This window comes from Labrys neptuniae, assembly GCF_040797145.1.
GTDB classification, from domain to species: domain Bacteria; phylum Pseudomonadota; class Alphaproteobacteria; order Rhizobiales; family Labraceae; genus Labrys; species Labrys neptuniae.
Genome location: NZ_JBFNQD010000001.1, coordinates 171,520 through 192,109 on the forward strand (window position 1 = coordinate 171,520; position 20,590 = coordinate 192,109).

The 20,590-nt window shown below is 62.6% G+C and carries 19 protein-coding genes and 1 tRNA gene; 10 read left to right on the plus strand and 10 right to left on the minus strand.

From position 1 onward, the window contains the following. Positions 1 to 95 precede the first annotated feature (95 nt). From ABXS05_RS00755 to glpD, 3 genes are all read right to left on the minus strand, one after another. Complete coding sequence (locus tag ABXS05_RS00755) at positions 96 to 815, minus strand: MIP/aquaporin family protein (RefSeq protein ID WP_311938115.1); 720 nt, start codon at positions 813 to 815, stop codon at positions 96 to 98. A 64-nt stretch (positions 816 to 879) separates the two neighbouring features. Next, positions 880 to 2,376, minus strand: coding sequence for a glycerol kinase GlpK (glpK, locus tag ABXS05_RS00760; RefSeq protein WP_367622581.1), 1,497 nt, complete (start codon positions 2,374 to 2,376; stop codon positions 880 to 882). 50 nt (positions 2,377 to 2,426) lie between these two features. Then, the gene (gene glpD / locus ABXS05_RS00765) at positions 2,427 to 3,956 is read right to left on the minus strand and encodes a glycerol-3-phosphate dehydrogenase (RefSeq protein ID WP_367622582.1); all 1,530 of its coding nucleotides are present in this window, start codon (positions 3,954 to 3,956) and stop codon (positions 2,427 to 2,429) included. On the opposite strand from glpD, the gene ABXS05_RS00770 reads away from it, so the two are divergent. Continuing rightward, positions 3,948 to 4,217, plus strand: coding sequence for a hypothetical protein (locus ABXS05_RS00770; RefSeq protein WP_367622583.1), 270 nt, complete (start codon positions 3,948 to 3,950; stop codon positions 4,215 to 4,217). The two genes, glpD and ABXS05_RS00770, sit on opposite strands and share 9 nt — an antisense overlap. Positions 4,218 to 4,448: 231 nt before the next feature. Here the strand turns inward: ABXS05_RS00770 and ABXS05_RS00775 are convergent, their stop codons facing one another. Together ABXS05_RS00775 and mazG are read right to left on the minus strand one after the other, a co-directional pair. Beyond that, entirely contained in the window at positions 4,449 to 5,252 is an 804-nt protein-coding gene (locus ABXS05_RS00775) for a DeoR/GlpR family DNA-binding transcription regulator (RefSeq protein WP_311938122.1), read from the minus strand. Between the two features lie 142 nt (positions 5,253 to 5,394). Next, the gene (mazG, locus tag ABXS05_RS00780; RefSeq protein ID WP_367623414.1) at positions 5,395 to 6,207 is read right to left on the minus strand and encodes a nucleoside triphosphate pyrophosphohydrolase; all 813 of its coding nucleotides are present in this window, start codon (positions 6,205 to 6,207) and stop codon (positions 5,395 to 5,397) included. A 311-nt stretch (positions 6,208 to 6,518) separates the two neighbouring features. Here mazG and ABXS05_RS00785 point away from each other — a divergent pair. Beyond that, positions 6,519 to 6,609: transfer RNA gene (locus tag ABXS05_RS00785), tRNA-Ser, on the plus strand. A 307-nt stretch (positions 6,610 to 6,916) separates the two neighbouring features. Here the strand turns inward: ABXS05_RS00785 and ABXS05_RS00790 are convergent. Continuing rightward, positions 6,917 to 7,459, minus strand: a complete 543-nt coding sequence (locus ABXS05_RS00790) for a hypothetical protein (protein WP_367622584.1) — start codon at positions 7,457 to 7,459, stop codon at positions 6,917 to 6,919. Between the two features lie 1,076 nt (positions 7,460 to 8,535). Then, the gene (locus ABXS05_RS00795) at positions 8,536 to 8,664 is read right to left on the minus strand and encodes a YgdI/YgdR family lipoprotein (RefSeq protein ID WP_245197435.1); all 129 of its coding nucleotides are present in this window, start codon (positions 8,662 to 8,664) and stop codon (positions 8,536 to 8,538) included. 531 nt (positions 8,665 to 9,195) lie between these two features. Here ABXS05_RS00795 and ABXS05_RS00800 point away from each other — a divergent pair. Further along, the gene (locus ABXS05_RS00800; protein ID WP_367622585.1) at positions 9,196 to 10,731 is read left to right on the plus strand and encodes a hypothetical protein; all 1,536 of its coding nucleotides are present in this window, start codon (positions 9,196 to 9,198) and stop codon (positions 10,729 to 10,731) included. Between the two features lie 206 nt (positions 10,732 to 10,937). Here the strand turns inward: ABXS05_RS00800 and ABXS05_RS00805 are convergent, their stop codons facing one another. Then, positions 10,938 to 11,378: a hypothetical protein gene (locus ABXS05_RS00805; RefSeq protein WP_367622586.1), complete on the minus strand. Its 441-nt coding sequence runs from the start codon at positions 11,376 to 11,378 to the stop codon at positions 10,938 to 10,940. Between the two features lie 421 nt (positions 11,379 to 11,799). On the opposite strand from ABXS05_RS00805, the gene ssb reads away from it, so the two are divergent. Then, positions 11,800 to 12,288: a single-stranded DNA-binding protein gene (ssb, locus tag ABXS05_RS00810; protein WP_068290831.1), complete on the plus strand. Its 489-nt coding sequence runs from the start codon at positions 11,800 to 11,802 to the stop codon at positions 12,286 to 12,288. Between the two features lie 140 nt (positions 12,289 to 12,428). On the opposite strand, the gene ABXS05_RS00815 is transcribed toward ssb, so the two are convergent. After that, positions 12,429 to 13,064 carry a MarC family protein gene (locus tag ABXS05_RS00815; protein WP_068290829.1) on the minus strand — a complete coding sequence of 212 codons (636 nt, stop codon included), beginning with the start codon at positions 13,062 to 13,064 and terminating at the stop codon, positions 12,429 to 12,431. Positions 13,065 to 13,219: 155 nt separating this feature from the next. On the opposite strand from ABXS05_RS00815, the gene ABXS05_RS00820 reads away from it, so the two are divergent. The 5 genes from ABXS05_RS00820 to kdsA all read left to right on the plus strand — a co-directional run bounded on the left by ABXS05_RS00820 (position 13,220) and on the right by kdsA (position 19,177). After that, a complete protein-coding gene (locus ABXS05_RS00820; protein WP_311938131.1) occupies positions 13,220 to 14,917 on the plus strand; it encodes a lysine--tRNA ligase in 1,698 nt (565 codons plus the stop codon). Between the two features lie 119 nt (positions 14,918 to 15,036). Further along, positions 15,037 to 15,432: a preprotein translocase subunit SecG gene (gene secG, locus ABXS05_RS00825; protein WP_311938133.1), complete on the plus strand. Its 396-nt coding sequence runs from the start codon at positions 15,037 to 15,039 to the stop codon at positions 15,430 to 15,432. Between the two features lie 225 nt (positions 15,433 to 15,657). Continuing rightward, positions 15,658 to 17,286 carry a CTP synthase gene (gene pyrG / locus ABXS05_RS00830; protein WP_311938135.1) on the plus strand — a complete coding sequence of 543 codons (1,629 nt, stop codon included), beginning with the start codon at positions 15,658 to 15,660 and terminating at the stop codon, positions 17,284 to 17,286. A gap of 87 nt (positions 17,287 to 17,373) precedes the next feature. Next, positions 17,374 to 18,249: a VOC family protein gene (locus tag ABXS05_RS00835; protein WP_367622587.1), complete on the plus strand. Its 876-nt coding sequence runs from the start codon at positions 17,374 to 17,376 to the stop codon at positions 18,247 to 18,249. A 94-nt stretch (positions 18,250 to 18,343) separates the two neighbouring features. Then, complete coding sequence (gene kdsA, locus ABXS05_RS00840; RefSeq protein WP_367622588.1) at positions 18,344 to 19,177, plus strand: 3-deoxy-8-phosphooctulonate synthase; 834 nt, start codon at positions 18,344 to 18,346, stop codon at positions 19,175 to 19,177. A 90-nt stretch (positions 19,178 to 19,267) separates the two neighbouring features. On the opposite strand, the gene queF is transcribed toward kdsA, so the two are convergent. Further along, positions 19,268 to 19,729 carry a preQ(1) synthase gene (gene queF, locus ABXS05_RS00845; protein ID WP_068290819.1) on the minus strand — a complete coding sequence of 154 codons (462 nt, stop codon included), beginning with the start codon at positions 19,727 to 19,729 and terminating at the stop codon, positions 19,268 to 19,270. A gap of 242 nt (positions 19,730 to 19,971) precedes the next feature. On the opposite strand from queF, the gene ABXS05_RS00850 reads away from it, so the two are divergent. Then, positions 19,972 to 20,502, plus strand: a complete 531-nt coding sequence (locus ABXS05_RS00850) for a tellurite resistance TerB family protein (RefSeq protein WP_367622589.1) — start codon at positions 19,972 to 19,974, stop codon at positions 20,500 to 20,502. Positions 20,503 to 20,590 lie beyond the last annotated feature (88 nt).

Sequence of the window (20,590 nt, forward strand, 5' to 3'; positions counted from 1 at the left end):
CTCGACGCGACAACGGCGGTAACAGCAATAAAAATGGCCGGACGAGCCGGCCATTTTCAAGAGTGGGGCATCTTGGTCTCTTGCGGGCATGCCCGTTACATCATGCCCGTCGCCTTCGCCAGCATGAGGGCGACGATGCCGCCGATCACCGGGCCGACGACCGGCACCCAGGAATAGCCCCAGTCCGAACCGCCCTTGCCGGCGATCGGCAGCACGGCGTGAGCAATGCGCGGGCCGAGGTCACGGGCAGGATTGATGGCATAGCCGGTGGGACCGCCGAGCGAGACGCCGATGCCCCAGACCACCATGCCGACGATGAAAGGCGCGAGATAGCCCGGCGTCGCCACACCCTTCGAACCGATGGCGGCGACGACGAAGAGCAGGGCGAAGCCGCCGATGATTTCCGTCACCAGATTGGCGCCGTAGTTGCGGATGGCGGGGCCGGTGCAGAACACCGCGAGCTTGAGGCCCTGGTCTTCAGTCTCACCCCAGTGCAGCAGATGCGCGAGCCACACCAGGATGGCTCCGATGAAGGCGCCGATGAACTGGGCCGCGATGAACGGGACGACATTGCTCCAATCGCCGGTCGCGGTCGCGAAGGCCAGGGTCACCGCCGGATTGAGATGACCCGGGGCACCCGCCGCGACGGCGACGAGCACGCCGCAGAGCACCGCGAAAGCCCAGCCGGCGGTGATGACGATCCAGCCCGAATTCTGGCCCTTGTTCTTGGCCAGCAATACGTTGGCCACGACACCGTCCCCGAACAGGATGAGCGTGGCCGTGCCCATCAGCTCACCAACAAACCCAACTGCCATGTTTTTCTTCCCTGTGTTGTGGGGCCGTCACCCCCCGGGTGCGGCCCTCCCTGGTTCGTGATGGTCAGACGGCCCAGTCGAGCGAGCGGCTGACGGCCTTGTTCCAGGCGCTGAAGAGCTTGCTGCGCTGCTCTTCCTTCATCATCGGGTGCCAGCGCTTGTCGACGCCCCAGTTTTCCGAGATGTCCTTGGTGGAGTTCCAGTACCCCGTCGCCAGGCCGGCCGCGTAGGCCGAGCCGAGGGCGGTCGTCTCGATGACCTTGGGCCGCACTACGGGAACGTTGAGGATGTCGGACTGGAACTGCATCAGCAGCTCGTTGACGACCATGCCGCCGTCGGTCCGCAATTCCTTGATCTGCACGCCCGAATCCTTGGTCATGGCATCGAGCACTTCGCGGGTCTGATAGGCGGTCGCCTCCAGGGCGGCACGCGCGATATGGCCCTTGTTGGCGAAGCGCGTCAGGCCGGCGATCACGCCGCGGGCGCTTTCCTTCCAGTGCGGCGCGTAGAGGCCGGAGAAGGCCGGCACGAAATAGACGTCGCCATTGTCCTTTACGGTATTGGCGAGGGCCTCGATCTCCGGCGCGGTCTTCACCAGATTGAGGTTGTCGCGCAGCCATTGCACCAGCGCGCCAGCAATGGCGATCGAGCCTTCCAGGGCGTAGATGGGTTTGTTGTCGCCGAGCTTGTAGCCGAGCGTGGTCAGCAGGCCGGCCGTGGAGTGGAAGGGCTTGTCGCCGGTGTTCATCAGCATGAAGCAACCGGTGCCGTAGGTGTTCTTGGCTTCGCCCGGCTGCAGGCAGGCCTGGCCGAACAGGGCTGCCTGCTGGTCACCGAGAATACCGGCCACCGGAACGTCAGCCAGCACGCCCGTGCAGGTACCATAGACTTCGCTGGAAGAGCGGATCTGCGGCAGGCAGGCGCGCGGAATATCGAACAGGTTGAGAATGTCGGCATCCCAGTCCAGCGTCTCCAGGTCCATCATCTGGGTACGCGAGGCGTTGGTAACGTCGGTCAGGTGCAGGCCGCCCTTGGTGCCGCCCGTCAGGTTCCACACCAGCCAGGTGTCGAGATTGCCGAAGAGAAGGTCACCGGCCTCGGCCGCCTTCTGGGCGCCGGGAACGTTGTCGAGCAGCCAGCGCAACTTCAGGCCGGAGAAATAGGTGGCAAGCGGCAGGCCGGTCTTGGCGCGCAGGCGATCCTGGCCGCCCTCCTTGGCGAATTTGGCCACGAGCTTGTCGGTACGGGTGTCCATCCAGACCAGAGCGTTGTGCACGGCTGCGCCGGTCTTGCGGTTCCACAGGACTGCCGTCTCGCGCTGGTTGGTGATGCCCACGGAGACCAGGTTGGCCGTGGTCAGTCCCTTCTTCTTCAGGGCACCGGCGATCACGCTCTGGGTGTTGCGCCAGATCTCGGCGGGATCATGCTCGACCCAGCCGGGCTTGGGATAGATCTGCTCGTGTTCCTTCTGGTCGACGGAGATGATCTCGCCGCGCCGGTCGAAGATGATGAAGCGGGTACTGGTCGTGCCTTGGTCGATGGACCCGACATATTTGGTCATGCTTTCCTCCTCGATATGTTCTTGCAGTCCGGTTGGATCTGGGAACGAGTTCAGTGGGGAACGGGCGCCTTCTGCCTGGCGGCGAGATAGGCGGAGATGTCACCGGCCGCCTCGGGCGGCAGATGCAGGCCAAGCTTGGAGCGGCGCCAGAGGATGTCCTCGGCGGTCACGGCCCATTCCTGGTCGACGAGATAGTCGATCTCGGCAGCGGTGAGGCCCATGCCGAAATCCCGGCCGAGATCGGCCATGCCGTTGGCACTGTCCAGGAACTTGAAGGCGCGCGTACCGTAAGCCTTGGCCAGGCGCCGGGCGAGGGCGGGGGACAGGAAGGGTTTGCGCGCCATCAGCGAGCGGATGAAGGCATCGAGATCGGCATTGGGCATGTCACCGCCCGGCAGGGGGGCATCGGCGGTCCAGGGCTTGCCCTTGGCACCCAAGGTCTTCTCGATATGCTCGAGGATCGATTCCGACAGGCGGCGATAGGTGGTGATCTTGCCGCCGAAGATGTTGATCAGCGGCGCGCCGTCGATCAACTCTTCCTTGATGACATAGTCGCGGGTGGCTGCCTGGGCGGCGGTGGCGTGATCGTCATAGAGAGGCCGCACACCCGAATAGGTCCAGACGATGTCGGCTGGCTTGATTTCCTTGGCGAAATACTCGCTTGCCGCCTTGCACAGATACTCCGTCTCGCCGGACGTGATCGCGACCTTGGCCGGATCATCCTTGTAGTCCTGGTCGGTCGTGCCGATCAGGGTGAATTCATCTTCATAGGGAATGGCGAAGATGATGCGCCCGTCCGGGTTCTGGAAGATGTAGCAGCGGTCGTGGTCGAAGAGCTTGGGCACGATGATGTGGCTGCCCTGGACCAGGCGCACCTGGTTCGGCTCCTTGTGCGCGACGACATCCGCCAGCACGGTGTCGACCCAGGGACCGGCGGCGTTGACGAGGAGACGGGCCGTGACCTCGTTCTCCGTGCCATTGATCTGGTCTCGCAGCCGGATGTGCCACAGGCCGGCGTCGCGGCGCGCCGAGACGACCTTGCAGCGAGTGCGGACAATGGCGCCGCGGTCGGCGGCATCGCGGGCATTGAGGGCCACGAAGCGGGCATCGTTCACCCAGCAGTCGGAATATTCGAAAGCTTTCGAGAAGATCGGCTTCAGCGATTTGCCGGCTTCGTCGCGCCGCAGATCGAGCGTCCGGGTGGGCGGCAGTTTCTTGCGGCCGCCGATATAATCGTAGAGGAACAGGCCGATCCGCAGCATCCAGGCTGGCCGCAGGCCCTTGAAATAGGGCAGCACGAAACGCAGCGGGTGGACGAGATGGGGTGCGTTGCGCCAGACGATTTCGCGTTCGGTGAGGGCTTCCCGCACCAAGCGGAACTCGTAATATTCGAGATAGCGCAGGCCGCCATGGATCAGCTTGGTAGCCTTGGACGACGTGCCGCTGGCCAGATCGTTCATCTCGGCCAGATACACAGAATAGCCACGACCAACGGCGTCCCTGGCAATGCCGCATCCATTGACGCCCCCGCCGATCACGAAGACGTCGAAAATCTCATTTGCGGAAGCCTGTTGATTCATGGGGTGTCACTCCGCGGCAGGGCAGTGGCGGGGACGGCGGTCGAGCATGGCGAGGTGGCGTGGACCATGGCGTTCCGTCTCCCTGTATTTCGATCCTTCATTGATGAAGGCGCTTGTTTCGGCGGCAATGTTGTCGCGCTTTCTTGTTTTCGCAACAGAAAGTTTTTTCTTTCGTTTCCATGGAAACGAACATTTTTGGTCGAGGTTGATTTATTCAGAAACGACATTGCAGGCGCCCAGGTTGCGCTGCAACATGAATGAACCAGTGGTCGGTTCGTCGAAAACACTGGGGTTATTTGGTGGTTTTACAAATCGCGGTACCATGGTAACGCGATTTTGCGGGGCGGCGAGAAAGATGAGCCGAGCATAGATGTAGAATGTCGCTTGCGCTTTAATGCGTCATTTTCGGAATGCAGGGATTCGAAAATGACGTAGCGGCGAATTTTAGGTGACAAACAGTGTCACAATTCTCGTCGAGGTGGTGTTGCGCAATCAGAGGTTGGCGATGTGAAGCTCCGTGCCGCTGCTCGCCAGCAATTCGGCAAGTGCCTGAGGGGGAGTCTGGTCGACGAAGACGGCGCTCACTTCGGTGATCGACGCCATGCGCAGCAGGGGTCTGCGCTGGAACTTGGTGTGGTCGGTGACGAGATAGGTCTTGCGGGCGTTGCGCAGGATGGTCTGGGCGGCGCGAATCTCGTCATAGTCGAAATCGAGCAGTGTGCCGTCGCTGTCGATGCCGCTGATGCCGATGATGCCGATATCGACTCGGAACTGGCTGATCATGTCCACGCAGGCCGGGCCGAGCACGCCGCCATCCCGGTTGCGCACGGAGCCGCCGGTGATGGTGATCTCGAAATCGGTGTGCCGCGAGAGAATCGTCGCCACGTTGAGATTGTTGGTGATCACCCGCAGATCCTGATGGTGGATCAACGCGGCGGCCACGGCCTCCGTGGTGGTGCCGATATTCATGAAGATGGAAGCGTGATCGGGGACGTGACGCGCCACCAGCTTGGCGATCTGCTCCTTTTCCGCCTGGTTCATGATCTGGCGAGCGCTGTAGTCGATATTGGCGACGCTCGAAGGCAGGCCGCCGCCGCCGCGATAGCGGGCCAGCCGTCCTTCGCCGCTCAGATCGTTGAGATCACGCCGGATGGTCTGGACGGTAACGCCGAATCGACTGGCCAGCATTTCGACGCCGACGAAGCCGTGCTGACGCACCAGATTGACGATGGCCTCGCGCCGTTCCTCCACGCTGAGGGCGGCGGATGCATCGGCAGGGGGGAGGCTGGACGACATGGCGGATCACGCGGGACGAGGAATGCGGGTGCGTCCGGGGTTGTCGCACGGAATGCCGCGCACGGCCAGCGAGGCTGTGCGACGGCTGGAAGTGCCATCGAACTCGCTGGGAAAGCGATGCTCACGGGAGAAGGAGAGGGGGTTACAGCCCAGCTCGCTTGGCCTCGTTCCACAAGCCATCCATCTCGTCCAGGCTCGACTGGGCCGGTGTCGTGCCCTTCTCGCTCAAGCGGGCTTCGATGAAGTGAAAGCGCCTCTCGAACTTGGCATTGGCACCACGCAGGGCGCCTTCCGCATCGACATGGGCATGGCGGGCGATGTTGGCGACGGCGAAAAGCAGATCGCCGATTTCCGCCGTCAGTGCGTCCTTGTCGGCCCCTTCATCGAGTGCGGCTTCGATCTCGTCCGCTTCTTCGCGTACCTTGGCAAGCACCATGCGGATGTCGTTCCAGTCGAAGCCCACCTTGCCCGCTTTCTCTTGAAGCTTGACGGCTCGCGTCAGCGCCGGCATGGCGGCAGGCACGCCTTCGAGGGCGCTTTCCGGGCCGGCGGGGGGATGACGGCGGGCGCGTTCGGCTTTTTCCTGCGCCTTGATCTCAGCCCAGAGTTTCTTCACCTCAGCCGGCGGCAGGTTCCTGGCCTCGCCGAAGACATGCGGGTGGCGGCGGATCAGCTTGGTGGTGATCGCCTCGACGACACTGCCGAAATCGAACAGACCTTCTTCGCGCGCCATCTGGGCATGAAAAACCACCTGCAGCAGGAGGTCGCCGAGCTCGTCGGTGAGATCGGCCATGTCGCCACGCTGGATGGCATCGGCCACCTCATAGGCCTCTTCGATCGTATAGGGGGCGATGCTGGCAAAATCCTGCTCGAGGTCCCAGGGGCAGCCGGTGCGGGGAGTTCTCAAGGCCGCCATGATCTCGAGCAGGCGCTCGATATCTCGGCTGGGCGTGATCGCGGAGCTGGGAATGGCGGCTTGGGACTTGGCAGTGCTGTTCATGCTGTCTCTCCTTGACGCTTCCTAGAACAAACTGCGTGTCAGTGGAAATGCTGGCTCGTCCCAGGCGCTTCATCGAGCCGATTTGCAATCTCGCGAACTCGCCCATCGCAAGATCGCCTGCGACATCCAAGGTCGGCTTGTTCTCCCGCCATGCCCTGCCGTGCGGGACGCTGGGCCGCGTCCGTGACGGTGTCCGTCACAAAGCTTGGGGGTGGTTGCGATTTTACCTTGATTGCCAGACCGGGATTGTCTATCCGGGTGGCAATGGAGACGTGGCCGAGAGGCTGAAGGCACTCGTTTGCTAAATGAGCATACCCCACAAGGGTATCCAGGGTTCGAATCCCTGCGTCTCCGCCACTTCCCTCATCGACGTCGATATTGCGCCATCTTCCCGGATGGGTTGAATGGGCGGCCCGCATTGTGGAAGGCTGCCTCTGGCGGGCAAGAACGGAAGATCCCGGCATTCATGTCTGTATTGGCCTGGCAACCGGCCTTTGTTTCAGAAGCCCCTCAGACTGCCTTGCGCGACAGCCCAATTTGCCTGCTTGTCATCGCTGCGGTTTTTCTTTGGGTAGCCCGATCGGGTGTTTGAATGGCGCCCGACCGGGCTGGAGCCAGCGACCGATGGTGAATTGGCACGCTGACTTATCCAGTGCGGCGTGTGCTACGCCGCACTGGAAATATCCTTGGCCAGGCCGGATGCGCCGCCGCTATATCCGGAAATTGCCGTGGCCAACGTCGGACTGGTCGCGGCCAGTTTGGCGTTTATAGCTTCGATCACAGCCGGAGTGAGAGGCTTGTTGGTCGCTGCCGCAAGGGCTGCCGCCAGTTGAGCGAGGGTCGGAGCCGTCGTGCCCTGCTGGGGAGAAAGATAGCCCTCCAGCAAGCCGCCATAGGCCACGACCTTCCCGATAGCCGACTTCGGCGACGCATGCTTGAGAGCAGATGGCGAAGCATGAAGAAAGCCGTTCAACTTACCAAGCTGGCTTGCCGAAAGGTCTGATGTGCTTCCCTGGTCGCTGTCTCCAGCAGAGGCGCTGGAGGAATGAGCCGAACCATTCCCATTACCGTGGCCACCGCCATTGCCACCACCGTCACCACCTCCCTTGCCATTGTTGGCGAGAACGGGAGTCGCGAACAGGGAAACCCCAAGGAGGGCGGCGGACAGGGCCTTTGTCAGGGTTGAGGTATTGCGAATGAAGCGCATGTGGTTCTCCATGGCGCCCCCCAATTCCTCCCTCGAAGTCAGGTGCTATCACTTCTTGTTCAGATTGTGGCATTTGCCGCCCACTCAACCGAAGGTATATGGTGCCCAAGGTACCTCGGGTCCCGGAGGGGCGAGGGCGCCACTGTCCGTGCGGTGCAATATCACGTTCGAATTATGCCGAACCTCCACAATTCACCTTGCGGTGCAATAAGGTGCCGCAGGCAACCACCTTGGCCCGGCGTCCGACAGCGTCGGGTTTTCTTTGGCCGACGAAAAGGATTCGCTTCACCGGGAACAAGGTTGGGCTCGGTGAGATCGCCTTTGGTTCGTGGGACCTAGACAGCCTGCCGGAGCAGCGAGCGCCGCTGAATTGGCACGCTGGCTTGACCGGATCGGCTTGATGAGGGGGAGGTAAAATAGGAGGCCCGGCTTAGGGCTGGGGGGCTGTCTGATTAAAGACCCGGGCCTCCAGCTTCCATTTCCAAAGAAGCCCTTGGATCGTAGAGACCGGCTCGGTTCCCAACAATCCATACCTTGGTATGGGGGCGCCAGGCGATCGCGTGCTGCCAGTCCTTTGTTGTCTTTCCACAATCCCTGTGCCGCCCGTGTCCACCGGTTGCAGCTTCCTGCCGGCTCGTCCGATAATTCAGTGCGACGGTCGGCAGTCCCCCTTCTGACCGGCGTACTCATTGTCATGTAACTGAATACCCGGCCGTCGATGCGCGCCGGGTTTTTTCTTTTGAGAGGCTGGCGGGCAGTTCCTCGCCGTGGCTGCGCCAAGTTTGGCTCAGGATCCTTCCCGTCGGGGGCCTCTCTCAAGCAGCGGACGTACCCATGGTGCTGCACCACCCCCATGTCTTGATCAGAAGGGGCGCGGTTGCTGATGAGCTTCACTGTGTTGGGGAAGAACGTGCCGGGCTGATGCTTCTGCCAAAAGAAAACCCTACCGGATCGGCAGGGCGTTCGTGCAGGCTGAAAAACCTGATAGGGGCTGTAGCCCGAATTTTACAGCGCCATAGATGAACAACCTCGACCCGTACGAATGACCGGCAAGGCGTTTGTTACGGCCGCAGGGCTCAGCGCGGGAACGGCGTATCCGGACCGACGACGTAAGCCGGACGGCGGTCGGCCTGACCATAGTCGCTGGCGCAGGCTGCCAGGCCGGCCAGGACGAAAACGGCGGTGAGGATCTTCAGAATTGTCATTGTCGCTTCCATTTTTTCGGAAGGCAGCGATGTAGGTCTAACACCGAACCATTACCGAGGGCACTTTTGTTTTCATCGCATAATGCTGCGAAACCGTAAACGTTTCATGCTGGCAATCGCGGTTCTCGCCGTTTTTTTGACCTCTTGTCATGTATCGATTGAGGGCTGGTGCTAGGATGCTACCCTGGGTGGTGACCGCCGCATGGCTACTCGGCGGCGCTCGCGCGTCGTTGTCTGTATCGAGGAAGGTTTGTGACGTGCGGAACTGTCCGTTGCCTCATCCATAATCCATAACAGCCTCAGGATGATCCACCTGCAGCGTGATAAACGCTCCCGTCACGGAGACTATCGAATGTGTCATGTGCGTTTCGGCACCTCGTTTCCGATCGCGACGGGGCCTAGTGCTGCTGTACCGGTTCAAAGCCGGTTCTGAACGTCCACCGCTCTTTCATCGACCCAGGCGTGCGCACCTCATGATTATGCGTTAAGAGTGCGCCGCGAAACGGCTTACCACCCACTGAAGGAAACTCCATGCAACTTCTTCGCATGAAACGCCGCAGTCCCGCCGCCAGGCTGGCTTTTCGGAGCACGCTGCTGGCCGCGACGCTGCTGAGCGCTCCCGCCTTTGCGCAGGGCGTATCGGCGGATGGCGCCAAGCAACTGCAGGACAGCCTCGCCAAGACGCTCGGCAGCGGCCTTTTCGAGAAGGGCATCCTGTCGATCACCCCGCAGGGCAGTGCCTATGCCGTGAAGCTCGACCTCAGCTCCACCCTGGCCCAGCTCAAGGGAGCCGGCGTCACTGCGAGCTTCGATCCGATCACCTATCTGGCCACGCCCAATTCGGACGGCACCTATGCGGTGACCAGCGATTCGCCGATCAACTACAATTTCAGCGGCACCCAGGGTGACAAGCCTTTCGCGATGAAGGTTACGGCGCCTTGCAAGTCGACGGGCGTGTTCGATCCCAAGATCTCGACCTTCTCGAGCTATGAAGCGACCTGCGCCTCGATGTCGATGGACATGGACGATGCAGAGAGCACCGTGACCGCGAGCATGGGCGCGATCACCTCCAAGCTGACCGGAGCCGCCGGCAGCAGTGGGGGCGTCGACGTCAGCACCACCGGTTCGGCCACCGATTTCGTCGAGAACATCGTCGGCAAGACCAAGCCCCTGACCATCAAGGTCGCGGCCAAGTCGCTGACCACCGATGGCAAGATCGACAATTTCCAGCTTTCCACGGTGCTGGAATTCATTGGCATGGCCGCCAATTCCAAGGATCCCAAGGAACTGATCGCCAAGCAGGCCGAGATCAAGCAGAAGCTGACTGCAGCCCTGCCGCTGTGGAACAACCTGTCCGGCACCACCAAGCTGAATGAAGTCACCATCGACACGCCTGTCGGTCCGGTCAAGCTTGGCAGCCTCAGCTACGGCGTCGGCATGACCGGTGCGGTCAAGGATGCCTCCTACGGCATCGACATCAAATATGATGGGCTGGTGCTGCCGCAGTCTCCGGTCATCCCAGGCTGGGTGGCTCCGCTGGTTCCGGGCCAGGGCAATATCGATGTGAAGTTCGAGGGCGTCGATCTCGAGGCCATCACCAAGCTGGCGATCGAGAATTTCGATGCGAGCAAGGATCCGCCGATCCCCAACGAACTGACGCCGCAATTCCTGGCCCTCTTCATGGCCGGACAGCCGCATGTGACCCTGGCGCCCAGCACCTTCACCGCCCCGGCCGGCGCCGTGAGCGCTGAAGGCAAGATGAGCGTCATGCCGAGCCAGAAGGGCAAGGTGACGATTTCGGCCACCAATCTCGACCAGATCATCGCGGCCGTGAACGCCGCGCAGGTTCCCAACAAGGAATCGGCCCTGATGGGCATCGCCCTGATCAAGGGACTGGCCAAGACCGGTGCTGACGGCAAGGCTGTGTGGGATGTCGATTTCGACGCGGCGACCAAGGCCGTGAGCGTCAACGGCCAGGTGCTCAGCGCTGGCAGCGGCGGCGGTGCCGGTGGTGGCGACGAAGGCGGCAGCAGCGACGACGAAGGCGAGGGCGACAACGCTCAATAAGGGCGCTTGTCGGTCCGGATGCCGGTGTGTTGAAGGGGCAGGCGCGAGCCTGCCCCTTTCGTTTGGGGCGAGGCGTTGCGCCACGAGGCGAAATCGATCGGACGCGCCTTGCTCCCGGCAGTTCCAGAGGGGGGAGGGCGGAAGTCCAAAGAAAAACCCCCGCGGATCGCTCCGCGGGGGTGATGTTTCCGGCGACGAAGAAAGGCTTAGTCAGCCTTGGCTTCGCCAGTTGCTTCGGCCGCAGCCGGCTGCTGGGTCGTTTCGGCGGCGCGGGCATTGTGCAGCGGGCGGATCGTCTGGAAGGAGGCGCGCTCCTGGGCCGCAGGGCGGCCGGTCAGGCTGACGACGTCGCGGCGGATCGAGGCGATCAGCTCGCGAATGGAACCGCTGTCGCCGTCGGGACGATATTCCTCACCGAGCACGTCGAGCTTGGCGCAGAGCTCGACCGCGTTCTTGGCGGGAGCGCGGGAGATCGAATTGGCGATGGAGCGCAGTTCGGCGACGAGTTCGTCGCGCAGGCCCTTCTGGTCGTCGGCATCGATGATCGGGGAAGCGAGCATGCCGCGCAAAGCGGCGCGCCGCAAACCCAGAGCCGCTACCGTGTTGGCCCCGTCGCTCGCTTCGCGCTGTTGTCCTGGTCCTGCCATGTTGCTGCCCTCGTATGGAACTAAGAATTGAAGTGTGCGGCTCCCCTGCACGCCCAATGTGGCGAAAGAGCGATGACGGAAAGCGCGGCTCGGATTTTCGACCTGCTTGTTGGGCAAGTTATCGGGCAAAGGCAAGGTTTTCTTGGCCGGATACGGCAGATTCCCACATGATTCGAGGCGAAATGGCCAAGTTCGACATGGCAGGGCCTTTGGTGCGGTTTGGTAAGCGGATAGTTAAGGTCAGGCGCTTGCATTGTGTGAACAAATGTGGAACAAACTAGTTGTGCATGAAGCCAATTCCCTTGCGGGTGCGGCGCCGGGAGCATGCTAGAGCAGGAATGATGGAGGCGCCCCTCGGGGCGCCATGGGGCGTGCGGGCCGGTTAGGCCGGCAGGCTGTGAAGCGAAGGAAGGAAGCCTCGATGTCGGGCTCGGTGAACAAGGTCATTCTGGTCGGTAATCTCGGCCGCGATCCGGAAGTGCGGCGGCTCAATTCGGGCGAACCGGTTGTCAACCTGCGTATTGCCACGACGGAGAGCTGGCGTGACAAGGCCACCGGCGAGCGCAAGGAGAAGACCGAGTGGCACAGCGTGGTCATCTTCAATGAAGGGCTGGCGCGCATCGCAGAGCAATATCTGAAGAAGGGCTCCAAGGTTTATCTCGAGGGCCAGCTCCAGACCCGCAAATACAACGATGCCTCGGGCGTGGAGAAATATTCCACCGAGATCGTGCTGCAGCGCTATCGCGGCGAGATGACCCTCCTGGATTCGCGCGGCGGCGGGCAGGGTGATGGCGGCCGGGATTATCAGGGCAACGATTTCGGCTCGTCGAGCCCGATGGAACGTCGCCCGGCACCGGCCGGCTCGAGCAAGTTCTCCTCGGCCGACATGGATGACGACATCCCGTTCTGAAATCGGACGAGGCCCATCGACAGGCTATCCGAAGCGCCGGTCACGTCCTGTGGCCGGCGTTTTGCTGTCGGGCGCGTCAGGAAGCGCGATCATCACGCCGCCCCGGTGACGGAAAAGAAGCCGAACGCGCTGCGGGCCCGCTATCCGGCCACGATCGCCCTGACCCCGTCGACGATGAACTGTACCGCCAGGGCCGACAGCACGATGCCGAGAAGCCGTGTCAGCACGACATTGCCGGTGATCCCGAGCAGCTTGTTGATCACCCCTGCCAGCCGGAACGAGACGTAGCAGCAGGCCGTGACGAAGGCGATGACGAGAAACAGCGAGGCGAATTTGGCGGGCTCGCCATGGGCCTGGGCGGAGAGCAGCATCACAGCCGTGATGGCGCCTGGGCCGGCGATCAGCGGGATCGCCAGCGGAAAGGCGGCGACATTGGAGATGAAATCCTTGGTGATGGCGGTCTCCGCGGTTTCGTTTTTGCGAACGTTGGAGCGGTCGAACACCATTTCATAGGCGATAGCGAACAGCAGGAGGCCACCGGCGATGCGGAAGGCCGGGGTGGTGATGCCGAGCAGCCTGAGGAAGGGTTCGCCGGCAATGGCGAAGAAGGCGAGCACGCCGAAGCCGATCACGCTGGCGCGCCAGCCGACCGAATGCTGCTGCTCCTTGTTCATGCCGCGCGTGACACCCAGGAAGATCGGGCCGAGGCCGGGCGGATCGACCACCACGAGCAGGGTGACGAGAGCGGCTGTCAGATAGTCCAGAAGCGGCGTCATGAAGCCCCTCGATCGATCATTTGCTCGCGCCAAGATTGACGCTGCGGCCCAGCCTGAATATGGCTGTGCCTTCCGCTTGCGGTCGAGGGAAATCAAGCCGTCTCGCACGCCGCCTGGCTTCCCCTCCACAAGCAGCAGAAAAAATCGGATCGAATATGTCAAATCTCTATCCGGCCGAGCTCGTCGCGGCCGCCAATGTCTCCGCCGCCTGGCCATTCGAGGAGGCGAGGAAGCTCGTCGCCCGTCTGCAGAAGCGGTCCGGCGACAAGAAAGAGGTCCTGTTCGAGACCGGCTATGGTCCCTCGGGCCTGCCGCATATCGGCACCTTCGGCGAGGTCGCGCGGACCACCATGGTGCGCAATGCGTTTCGCCTGCTGACGGAAGATCGCGTCCCGACCCGGCTGCTCTGCTTCTCCGACGATATGGACGGCATGCGCAAGATCCCGGACAATGTGCCGGATCCCGAAGCGCTCAAGCCCTATTTGCAGATGCCGCTGACCCGTGTTCCCAACCCGTTTGGCGGCGACTACAAGAGCTTCGGCGATCACAACAACGCCATGCTCCGCCGCTTCCTCGATACGTTCGGGTTCGACTACGAATTCGCCAGCGCGACGGAATACTACGCATCCGGCAAGCTCGATGCCGTGCTGCTGAAGGCTGCCGAAAAGTACGACGAGATCATGGCCGTCATGCTGCCGACCCTCGGCGAGGAGCGGCAGGCGACCTATTCGCCGTTCCTGCCGATCTCTCCGAGCAGCGGGCGGGTGCTCTATGTGCCGCTCAAGGATGTGAATGCCAAGGCGGGTACCATTACCTTCACCGATGAGGACGGTGTCGACAAGACGCTGCCGGTCACCGGCGGCAAGGTGAAGCTGCAATGGAAGCCGGATTTCGGTGCGCGCTGGGCGGCGCTCGATGTCGACTTCGAGATGTTCGGCAAGGACCACCAGACCAACGCGCCGGTCTATGACGCCATTTGCGAGATCCTCGGCGGTACGGCCCCGGAGCACTATGTCTACGAGCTCTTCCTCGACCAGCACGGCCAGAAGATCTCGAAGTCGAAGGGCAACGGCCTGACCATCGACGAATGGCTGACCTATGCCACGCCGGAGAGCCTGGCATTGTACATGTACCAGTCGCCACGCTCGGCCAAGAAGCTGCATTTCGACGTCATTCCGCGAGCCGTCGACGAGTATCTGCAATTTCTGGGCGGATTCGGGCGGCAGGATGCCAAGAACCAGCTCGGCAACCCGGTCTGGCATATTCACGGCGGAAATCCACCGGCGCCGGAGACGATCGGCCAGGAAGGCGCGCGGACTACGATCAATTTCGCGCTGCTGCTCAATCTGGTTGCCGTCGCCAATGCGGAGAACAAGGACGTGCTGTGGGGCTTCCTGCGCCGCCATGCGCCGGATGCATCGCCGCAAACCCATCCGCAGCTCGACAGGCTGGTCGAGTACGCGATCCGCTATTTCCGGGACTTCGTGAAGCCGGCCAAGCAGTATTCGGTGCCTGATGACGCCGAGCGCGCCGCCCTCGTGGCGCTGTCCGACGCCCTCGGCGAGCTGCCGGCCGATGCCGATGCGGCGATGATACAGGACAAGGTCTATGATGTCGGCCGCAGCTTGCCGCCCTATCAGGACTTCAAGGCCAAGGGCGCCACGCCCGAGCGCCCCGGCGTCTCGCTGGAGTGGTTCAACACGCTCTATCGCATTCTCCTGGGCGAGCAGCGCGGCCCGCGCTTCGGCTCCTTTGCGGCGATCTACGGTATCCCGGAGACACGGACCCTGATTGCCAAGGCGCTGTCGGGCGAACTCGTGCGCGAGCACGAGGCGTTTGTCGCCGCCAGGTAGCCCGCCTGAGCTTCAAGAACGGGGGCTGGCGCAACTCATGCCAGCTTCCCATATGACAGGGGTAGTCAGCGGCCCTCGCTTCGTGTAGGAACGCGCCCGAATTCTTTCCGGATCAGTCCATGCAAACCGTTCTCATCTCGATCCACCTGATGGTGGTCCTGGCCCTTGTTGTTGTGGTGCTGTTGCAGCGCTCCGAAGGCGGGGGGCTCGGCATCGGCGGCGGCTCTGGCGGTTTCATGACCGGACGCGGCCAGGCGAATCTGCTGACGCGGACGACGGCGGGCCTCGCGGCTGCCTTCTTCATCACCAGCCTGCTCTTGACGATTCTTGCCAATCAGCAGAGCCGTCCGGGTGGTTCGCTGCTCGACCAATATCGTCCGGCCGCGCCGACCAGCCAGCCGGCCACGCCTGCCCAGCCCGCACCGGCGGCTCCGGCTCCGGCCCCGTCCAATGGCGGATCGGTGTTCGACCAGCTGCAGGGCGGTGGCGAACCGGCTGCACCGGCCAAGCCGTAATGAACAGCCCGGCAGCGTGATTGTCGGGCTCGGGACTGTAGCGTCCTAGAGCAAAGCGCGTTCAAGCTCGAACGCTTATTTGCTCTAACTCATTGTTCCGACGCGTCTTTGTGATTCTTGGTGATTCCACCAAATCGCAAAACGCTTTGCGTCACTTGAAAATAATCCTGCGGGCAGCGATTGCCCGCTCGTCGAATCATTGTGTTTTTGTCTAAGTGGGGGTCCATGACGCGGTACATTTTCATCACCGGCGGCGTGGTCTCCTCGCTTGGAAAAGGGTTGGCTTCAGCCGCCCTCGGCGCCCTCTTGCAGGCGCGCGGCTACAAAGTCCGCCTTCGCAAACTCGATCCCTATCTCAATGTCGATCCGGGCACGATGAGCCCGTATGAGCATGGCGAGGTCTTCGTCACCGACGACGGGGCCGAAACCGACCTCGACCTCGGCCATTACGAGCGCTTCACCGGGCGTCCGGCCTCCAAGGACGACAACATCACCACGGGCCGGATCTATCTCGACATCATCACCAAGGAACGGCGCGGCGACTATCTCGGCGCCACCATCCAGGTCATCCCGCATGTCACCAATGCCATCAAGGACTTCGTCCTCAAGGGCAATGACGGCGTGGATTTCGTGCTGGTCGAGATCGGCGGCACCGTCGGCGACATCGAGGGGCTGCCCTTCTTCGAGGCGATCCGTCAGATCAAGTCCGATTTGCCGCGCGGCGCCTGTATCTACACCCATCTGACGCTGCTGCCCTTCATTCCCTCGGCCGGCGAGCTCAAGACCAAGCCGACGCAGCATTCGGTGGCCGAACTGCGCTCGATCGGCATCCAGCCCGATATCCTGCTCTGCCGTTCCGACCGGGAGATCCCCAAGGAGGAGCGCCGCAAGCTTGCTCTGTTCTGCAATGTGCGCGAGACCGCGGTGATCGAGGCGCGCGACGTCGCGTCGATCTATGACGTGCCGATCGCCTATCACGAGCAGGGGCTGGACACCGAGGTGCTGGCCGCCTTTGGCATCGAGGATGCGCCCAAGCCGGACCTGTCGCGCTGGCGCAAGATCTCCCAGACCATCCACAATCCCGAGGGCGAGGTTACCATCGCCATCGTCGGCAAATATACCGGCCTGAAGGATGCCTATAAGTCGCTTACCGAGGCGCTGACCCATGGCGGCATCGCTAATGGCGTCAAGGTCAAGCTGGACTGGATCGAGAGCGAGATCTTCGAGCAGGATGATCCGGCTCCGCATCTGGAGCACGTCCATGGCATCCTGGTGCCCGGTGGCTTCGGCCAGCGCGGCGCCGAGGGCAAGATCAAGGCGGTGACCTTCGCCCGCGAGCGCAAGGTGCCTTATTTCGGCATCTGCTTCGGCATGCAGATGGCGGTGATCGAGGGCGCCCGTTCGCTCGCCGGCATCAAGAATGCCAATTCGACCGAGTTCGGCGCAACGAAGGAGCCGGTCGTCGGCCTGATGACCGAGTGGATGAAGGGCAACGAACTCGAGCAGCGCGCTCAGGGCGGCGATCTCGGCGGCACCATGCGGCTCGGCGCCTATCAGGCGACGCTGAAGCCGGGCTCCAAGATCGCCGGTATCTATGACAATGTCTCGATCTCCGAGCGCCATCGCCATCGCTACGAAGTGAATATGAGCTATCGCGAGCGCCTGGAAGACAAGGGCATGGTGTTCTGCGGCACCTCGCCGGACGGCCTGCTGCCGGAGACGATCGAATATGCCGACCACCCCTGGTTCATCGGCGTGCAGTACCATCCCGAACTGAAGTCGCGTCCCTTCGAGCCGCATCCCTTGTTCTCGAGCTTCATCGCGGCTGCCGTCGAACAGAGCCGCCTGGTGTGACCGGGGGGGCGGGTCTTCAGACCCGCCTGATGGGCCGGTTCGTTTCCAAGCGGGTCTGAAGACCCGCTCCCCATCCGGAGTTGCGTCATGTCACGCGGTCTCGACCATCTCGTTCTTGCCGTTCGCGACCTCGAGGCCGCTGCCTCGCATTACCGGGCGCTTGGCTTCACGGTCGGCGCCCGCAACCGCCACCCCTGGGGCACCGAGAACCATGTGGTGCAGTTCCCGGGCACTTTCCTGGAGCTGATCACGGTTGGTAGCGAAGGCATCACCGATGCTGTCTGGGCCGATCGCTCGCGTTTTGCCACCTTCTCCCGAGATTATCTTGATCGCTATGGCGACGGCTTCGCCATGCTGGTGGTCGAGGCGCAGGATGCCGCTGCCGACAGGCTGGCCTTCGACGAGGCCGGTATCGGTGGTTTCGAGCCGTTCTTTTTCGAACGCCAGGCGAGGCGGCCCGATGGTTCGGAGGTCCGCGTCGCCTTCACGCTCGCCTTCGCCGCCGACGCAGCCATGCCGGCGTCAGGCTTTTTTGCCACGCAGCAGCACGAGCCGCAGAATTTCTGGAATCCCGACTTCCAGCGCCATGCAAACGGGGCCGTCAAGCTTGGAGGCATCGTCATGCTGGCCGCCGAGCCGGCGGCAACCGTGCCCTTCTTCGAAGCCTTCACCGGATCGAGGGCGGTCTGCGCCAGCGCCCGCAACATGGCGATCGTCACGCCCCGCGGGACGGTGGAGGCAATGTCGCCCGACTGCTACCGTGACGTGCTCGGCCTCGAGCCGACGCTATCGCTGGCCGATGGTCCGCGCCTTGCCGCTTTCAAGGTGACGGCGCCGCTCGAGGGCATGGCTGCCCGCCTCGATCAGGCAGGCATCCCCTTCGTCCGCCATCGCAAGCACCTGGCAGTAGCGGCCGCCGACAATTTCGGCACAGCCCTGATTTTCGAAGAGCCCAGGGCCTGAGCGGAGAGAGAACCGCTCCACGAGGGGAGTCGAACTTGCCTTCGCGCGCCTGCAGCCTTATCTCCGGCATGACCTCTCAGTTCCAGGATCGCCCATGACCGTCGCCCACTCCGTCGTTTCCCTTGGCAAGCTCCGCATCGGTAACGCGCTGCCGCTCACCGTGATCGCAGGCCCCTGCCAGATGGAGAGCCGCGACCACGCCATGGAAATGGCGACCGGCATCAAGGCGATCACCGACAGGCTCGGCATGGGCCTGATCTACAAGAGCTCTTTCGACAAGGCCAACCGCACCTCGGCCAAGGGGGCTCGCGGCGTCGGCCTGGACAAGGCGTTGCCGATCTTTGCTGAGATCCGCGAGAAGTTCGGCGTGCCCGTCATTACCGACGTCCATGAGAACGACCAATGCGCCAAGGTCGCCGAGGTCGTCGACGTGCTGCAGATTCCAGCCTTCCTCTCGCGCCAGACCGATCTCCTGGTGGCGGCCGCCCGTACCGGCCGGGTCGTCAACGTCAAGAAGGGGCAGTTCCTGGCGCCGTGGGACATGAAGAACGTCGTCGCCAAGATCACCGAGACCGGCAATCCCAACGTGCTGGTGACCGAGCGCGGCGCCTCCTTTGGCTACAATACGCTGGTGACCGACATGCGCGCGCTGCCGATCATGGCCGAGCAGATCGGTGCGCCGGTGGTGTTTGATGCCACCCATTCGGTGCAGCAGCCGGGCGGGCAGGGGACCTCGACCGGTGGCCAGCGCGAATTCGTGCCGGTGCTCGCCCGCGCCGCCGTGGCGGTCGGTGTGGCCGCTGTCTTCATCGAGACCCACCAGGATCCCGATCACGCGCCGTCCGACGGTCCCAACATGGTGCCGCTCGACCAGCTCGAGGCGCTGCTGGCACGCCTGAAGCAGTTCGACGCGATCGCCAAGGGCTGAGGGGACGGGCCTCCGGCATCCCGGTCGGCTCTTGGAAACGCGGCGCTTGCCTGCGAGGAAGAGCCGGCCGACGGGCCGGCGGCCCCGGATTCAGCCCCTGCCGCGATAGGTCGGTACGCCCTGGTCGGGCAGCCAGAGTTCTTCGGGCGGCTTGCCGGTCTGCCAGAACACGTCGATGGGAATGCCGCCGCGCGGATACCAATAACCGCCTATGCGCAGCCAGCGCGGCTCCAACAGTTCGACGAGGCGGCGGCCGACGGCCACGGTGCAATCCTCGTGGAAGGCTCCGTGATTGCGGAAGCTGGTGAGATAGAGCTTGAGCGACTTGGACTCGACCAGCCAGTCCTTCGGCGCATAGTCGATGACGAGATGGGCGAAATCGGGCTGCCCCGTCACCGGGCACAACGAGGTGAATTCTGGACAAGTGAAGCGGGCGAGATAGAGCGTGTCGGCCTGCGGATTGGGAACTCTGTCGAGCCGGGCTTCCTCGGGCGAGGCGGGGATCTTGCTTTCGCTGCCAAGCTGCAGCGTGGAAGGGTCGAAACTGGGCATGTCTGTCTCCCATGCACGGATAATCGGCTCGCCAATCGGCGATTTTCAACAGCCATGCAAGCTGTTTCCCAGGGCATTTTGCGATTTGCCGTCATCGACAAGGATCATGAAGGCAGGCCGAAACAGGCTGTGAGCGCAAACAGGTGTTCCTGCGCGAACATGCTTTGCGCGGAGCAACGTCGGCTGTCGTGACAATGTGACTATTTCGTGGCAAGACCTCCATACTAACGCTGGGGAATACTATGCCGGTCATTGCTTTGATCCTGAGTGCCTTCATGGGCTGGTTCGTCTTTTGGCTGATCCGCTTTGACGGGCATGAAGTCATCGCCTCCTATTTCAGCGCGGCGGCGCGCCAGCGGCGCATGCAGCGGGCTCGGGACGCGGAGGCGAAAGCGGCGGTACGCTCCGTAACGGAAGCACGCGATGGCGCTCTCGCCCTGCTGATCAAGCTAGGCAGCGTCGATCACGCTGTGCTGCCAGCTGCGGAAAAGCTGATCGACGAAGCCGCCCGCACTGTGTTCGGCTATGGCGATAAGCTGGTCGAACATCGCACCTTTGCGGAATATGTCGCCCGCAACACCCCGAGCTTCTCGGTGCTGTTCCGTGAATTGGCGCCGCTCTTCGACAAACAGCTTGCGGCAGACGAGCGCAAGGATCTGATCGATCTCATGCATAAGGTAGCCGAAGCTGCAGGCGGTATGACACCGACGCGGCAGGAAATGCTCGACGAAGTACAGGCCCGTCTATTGCCGTCCAAGGCCGCGCGTGTCTGAGATGGCAGTTTGGTGACGTTGTTTTGCTCTTTCGCCATGGCCGTTCATCCGCTATGAGCGCGACGAACAATCCGTCATCGCAAACAGG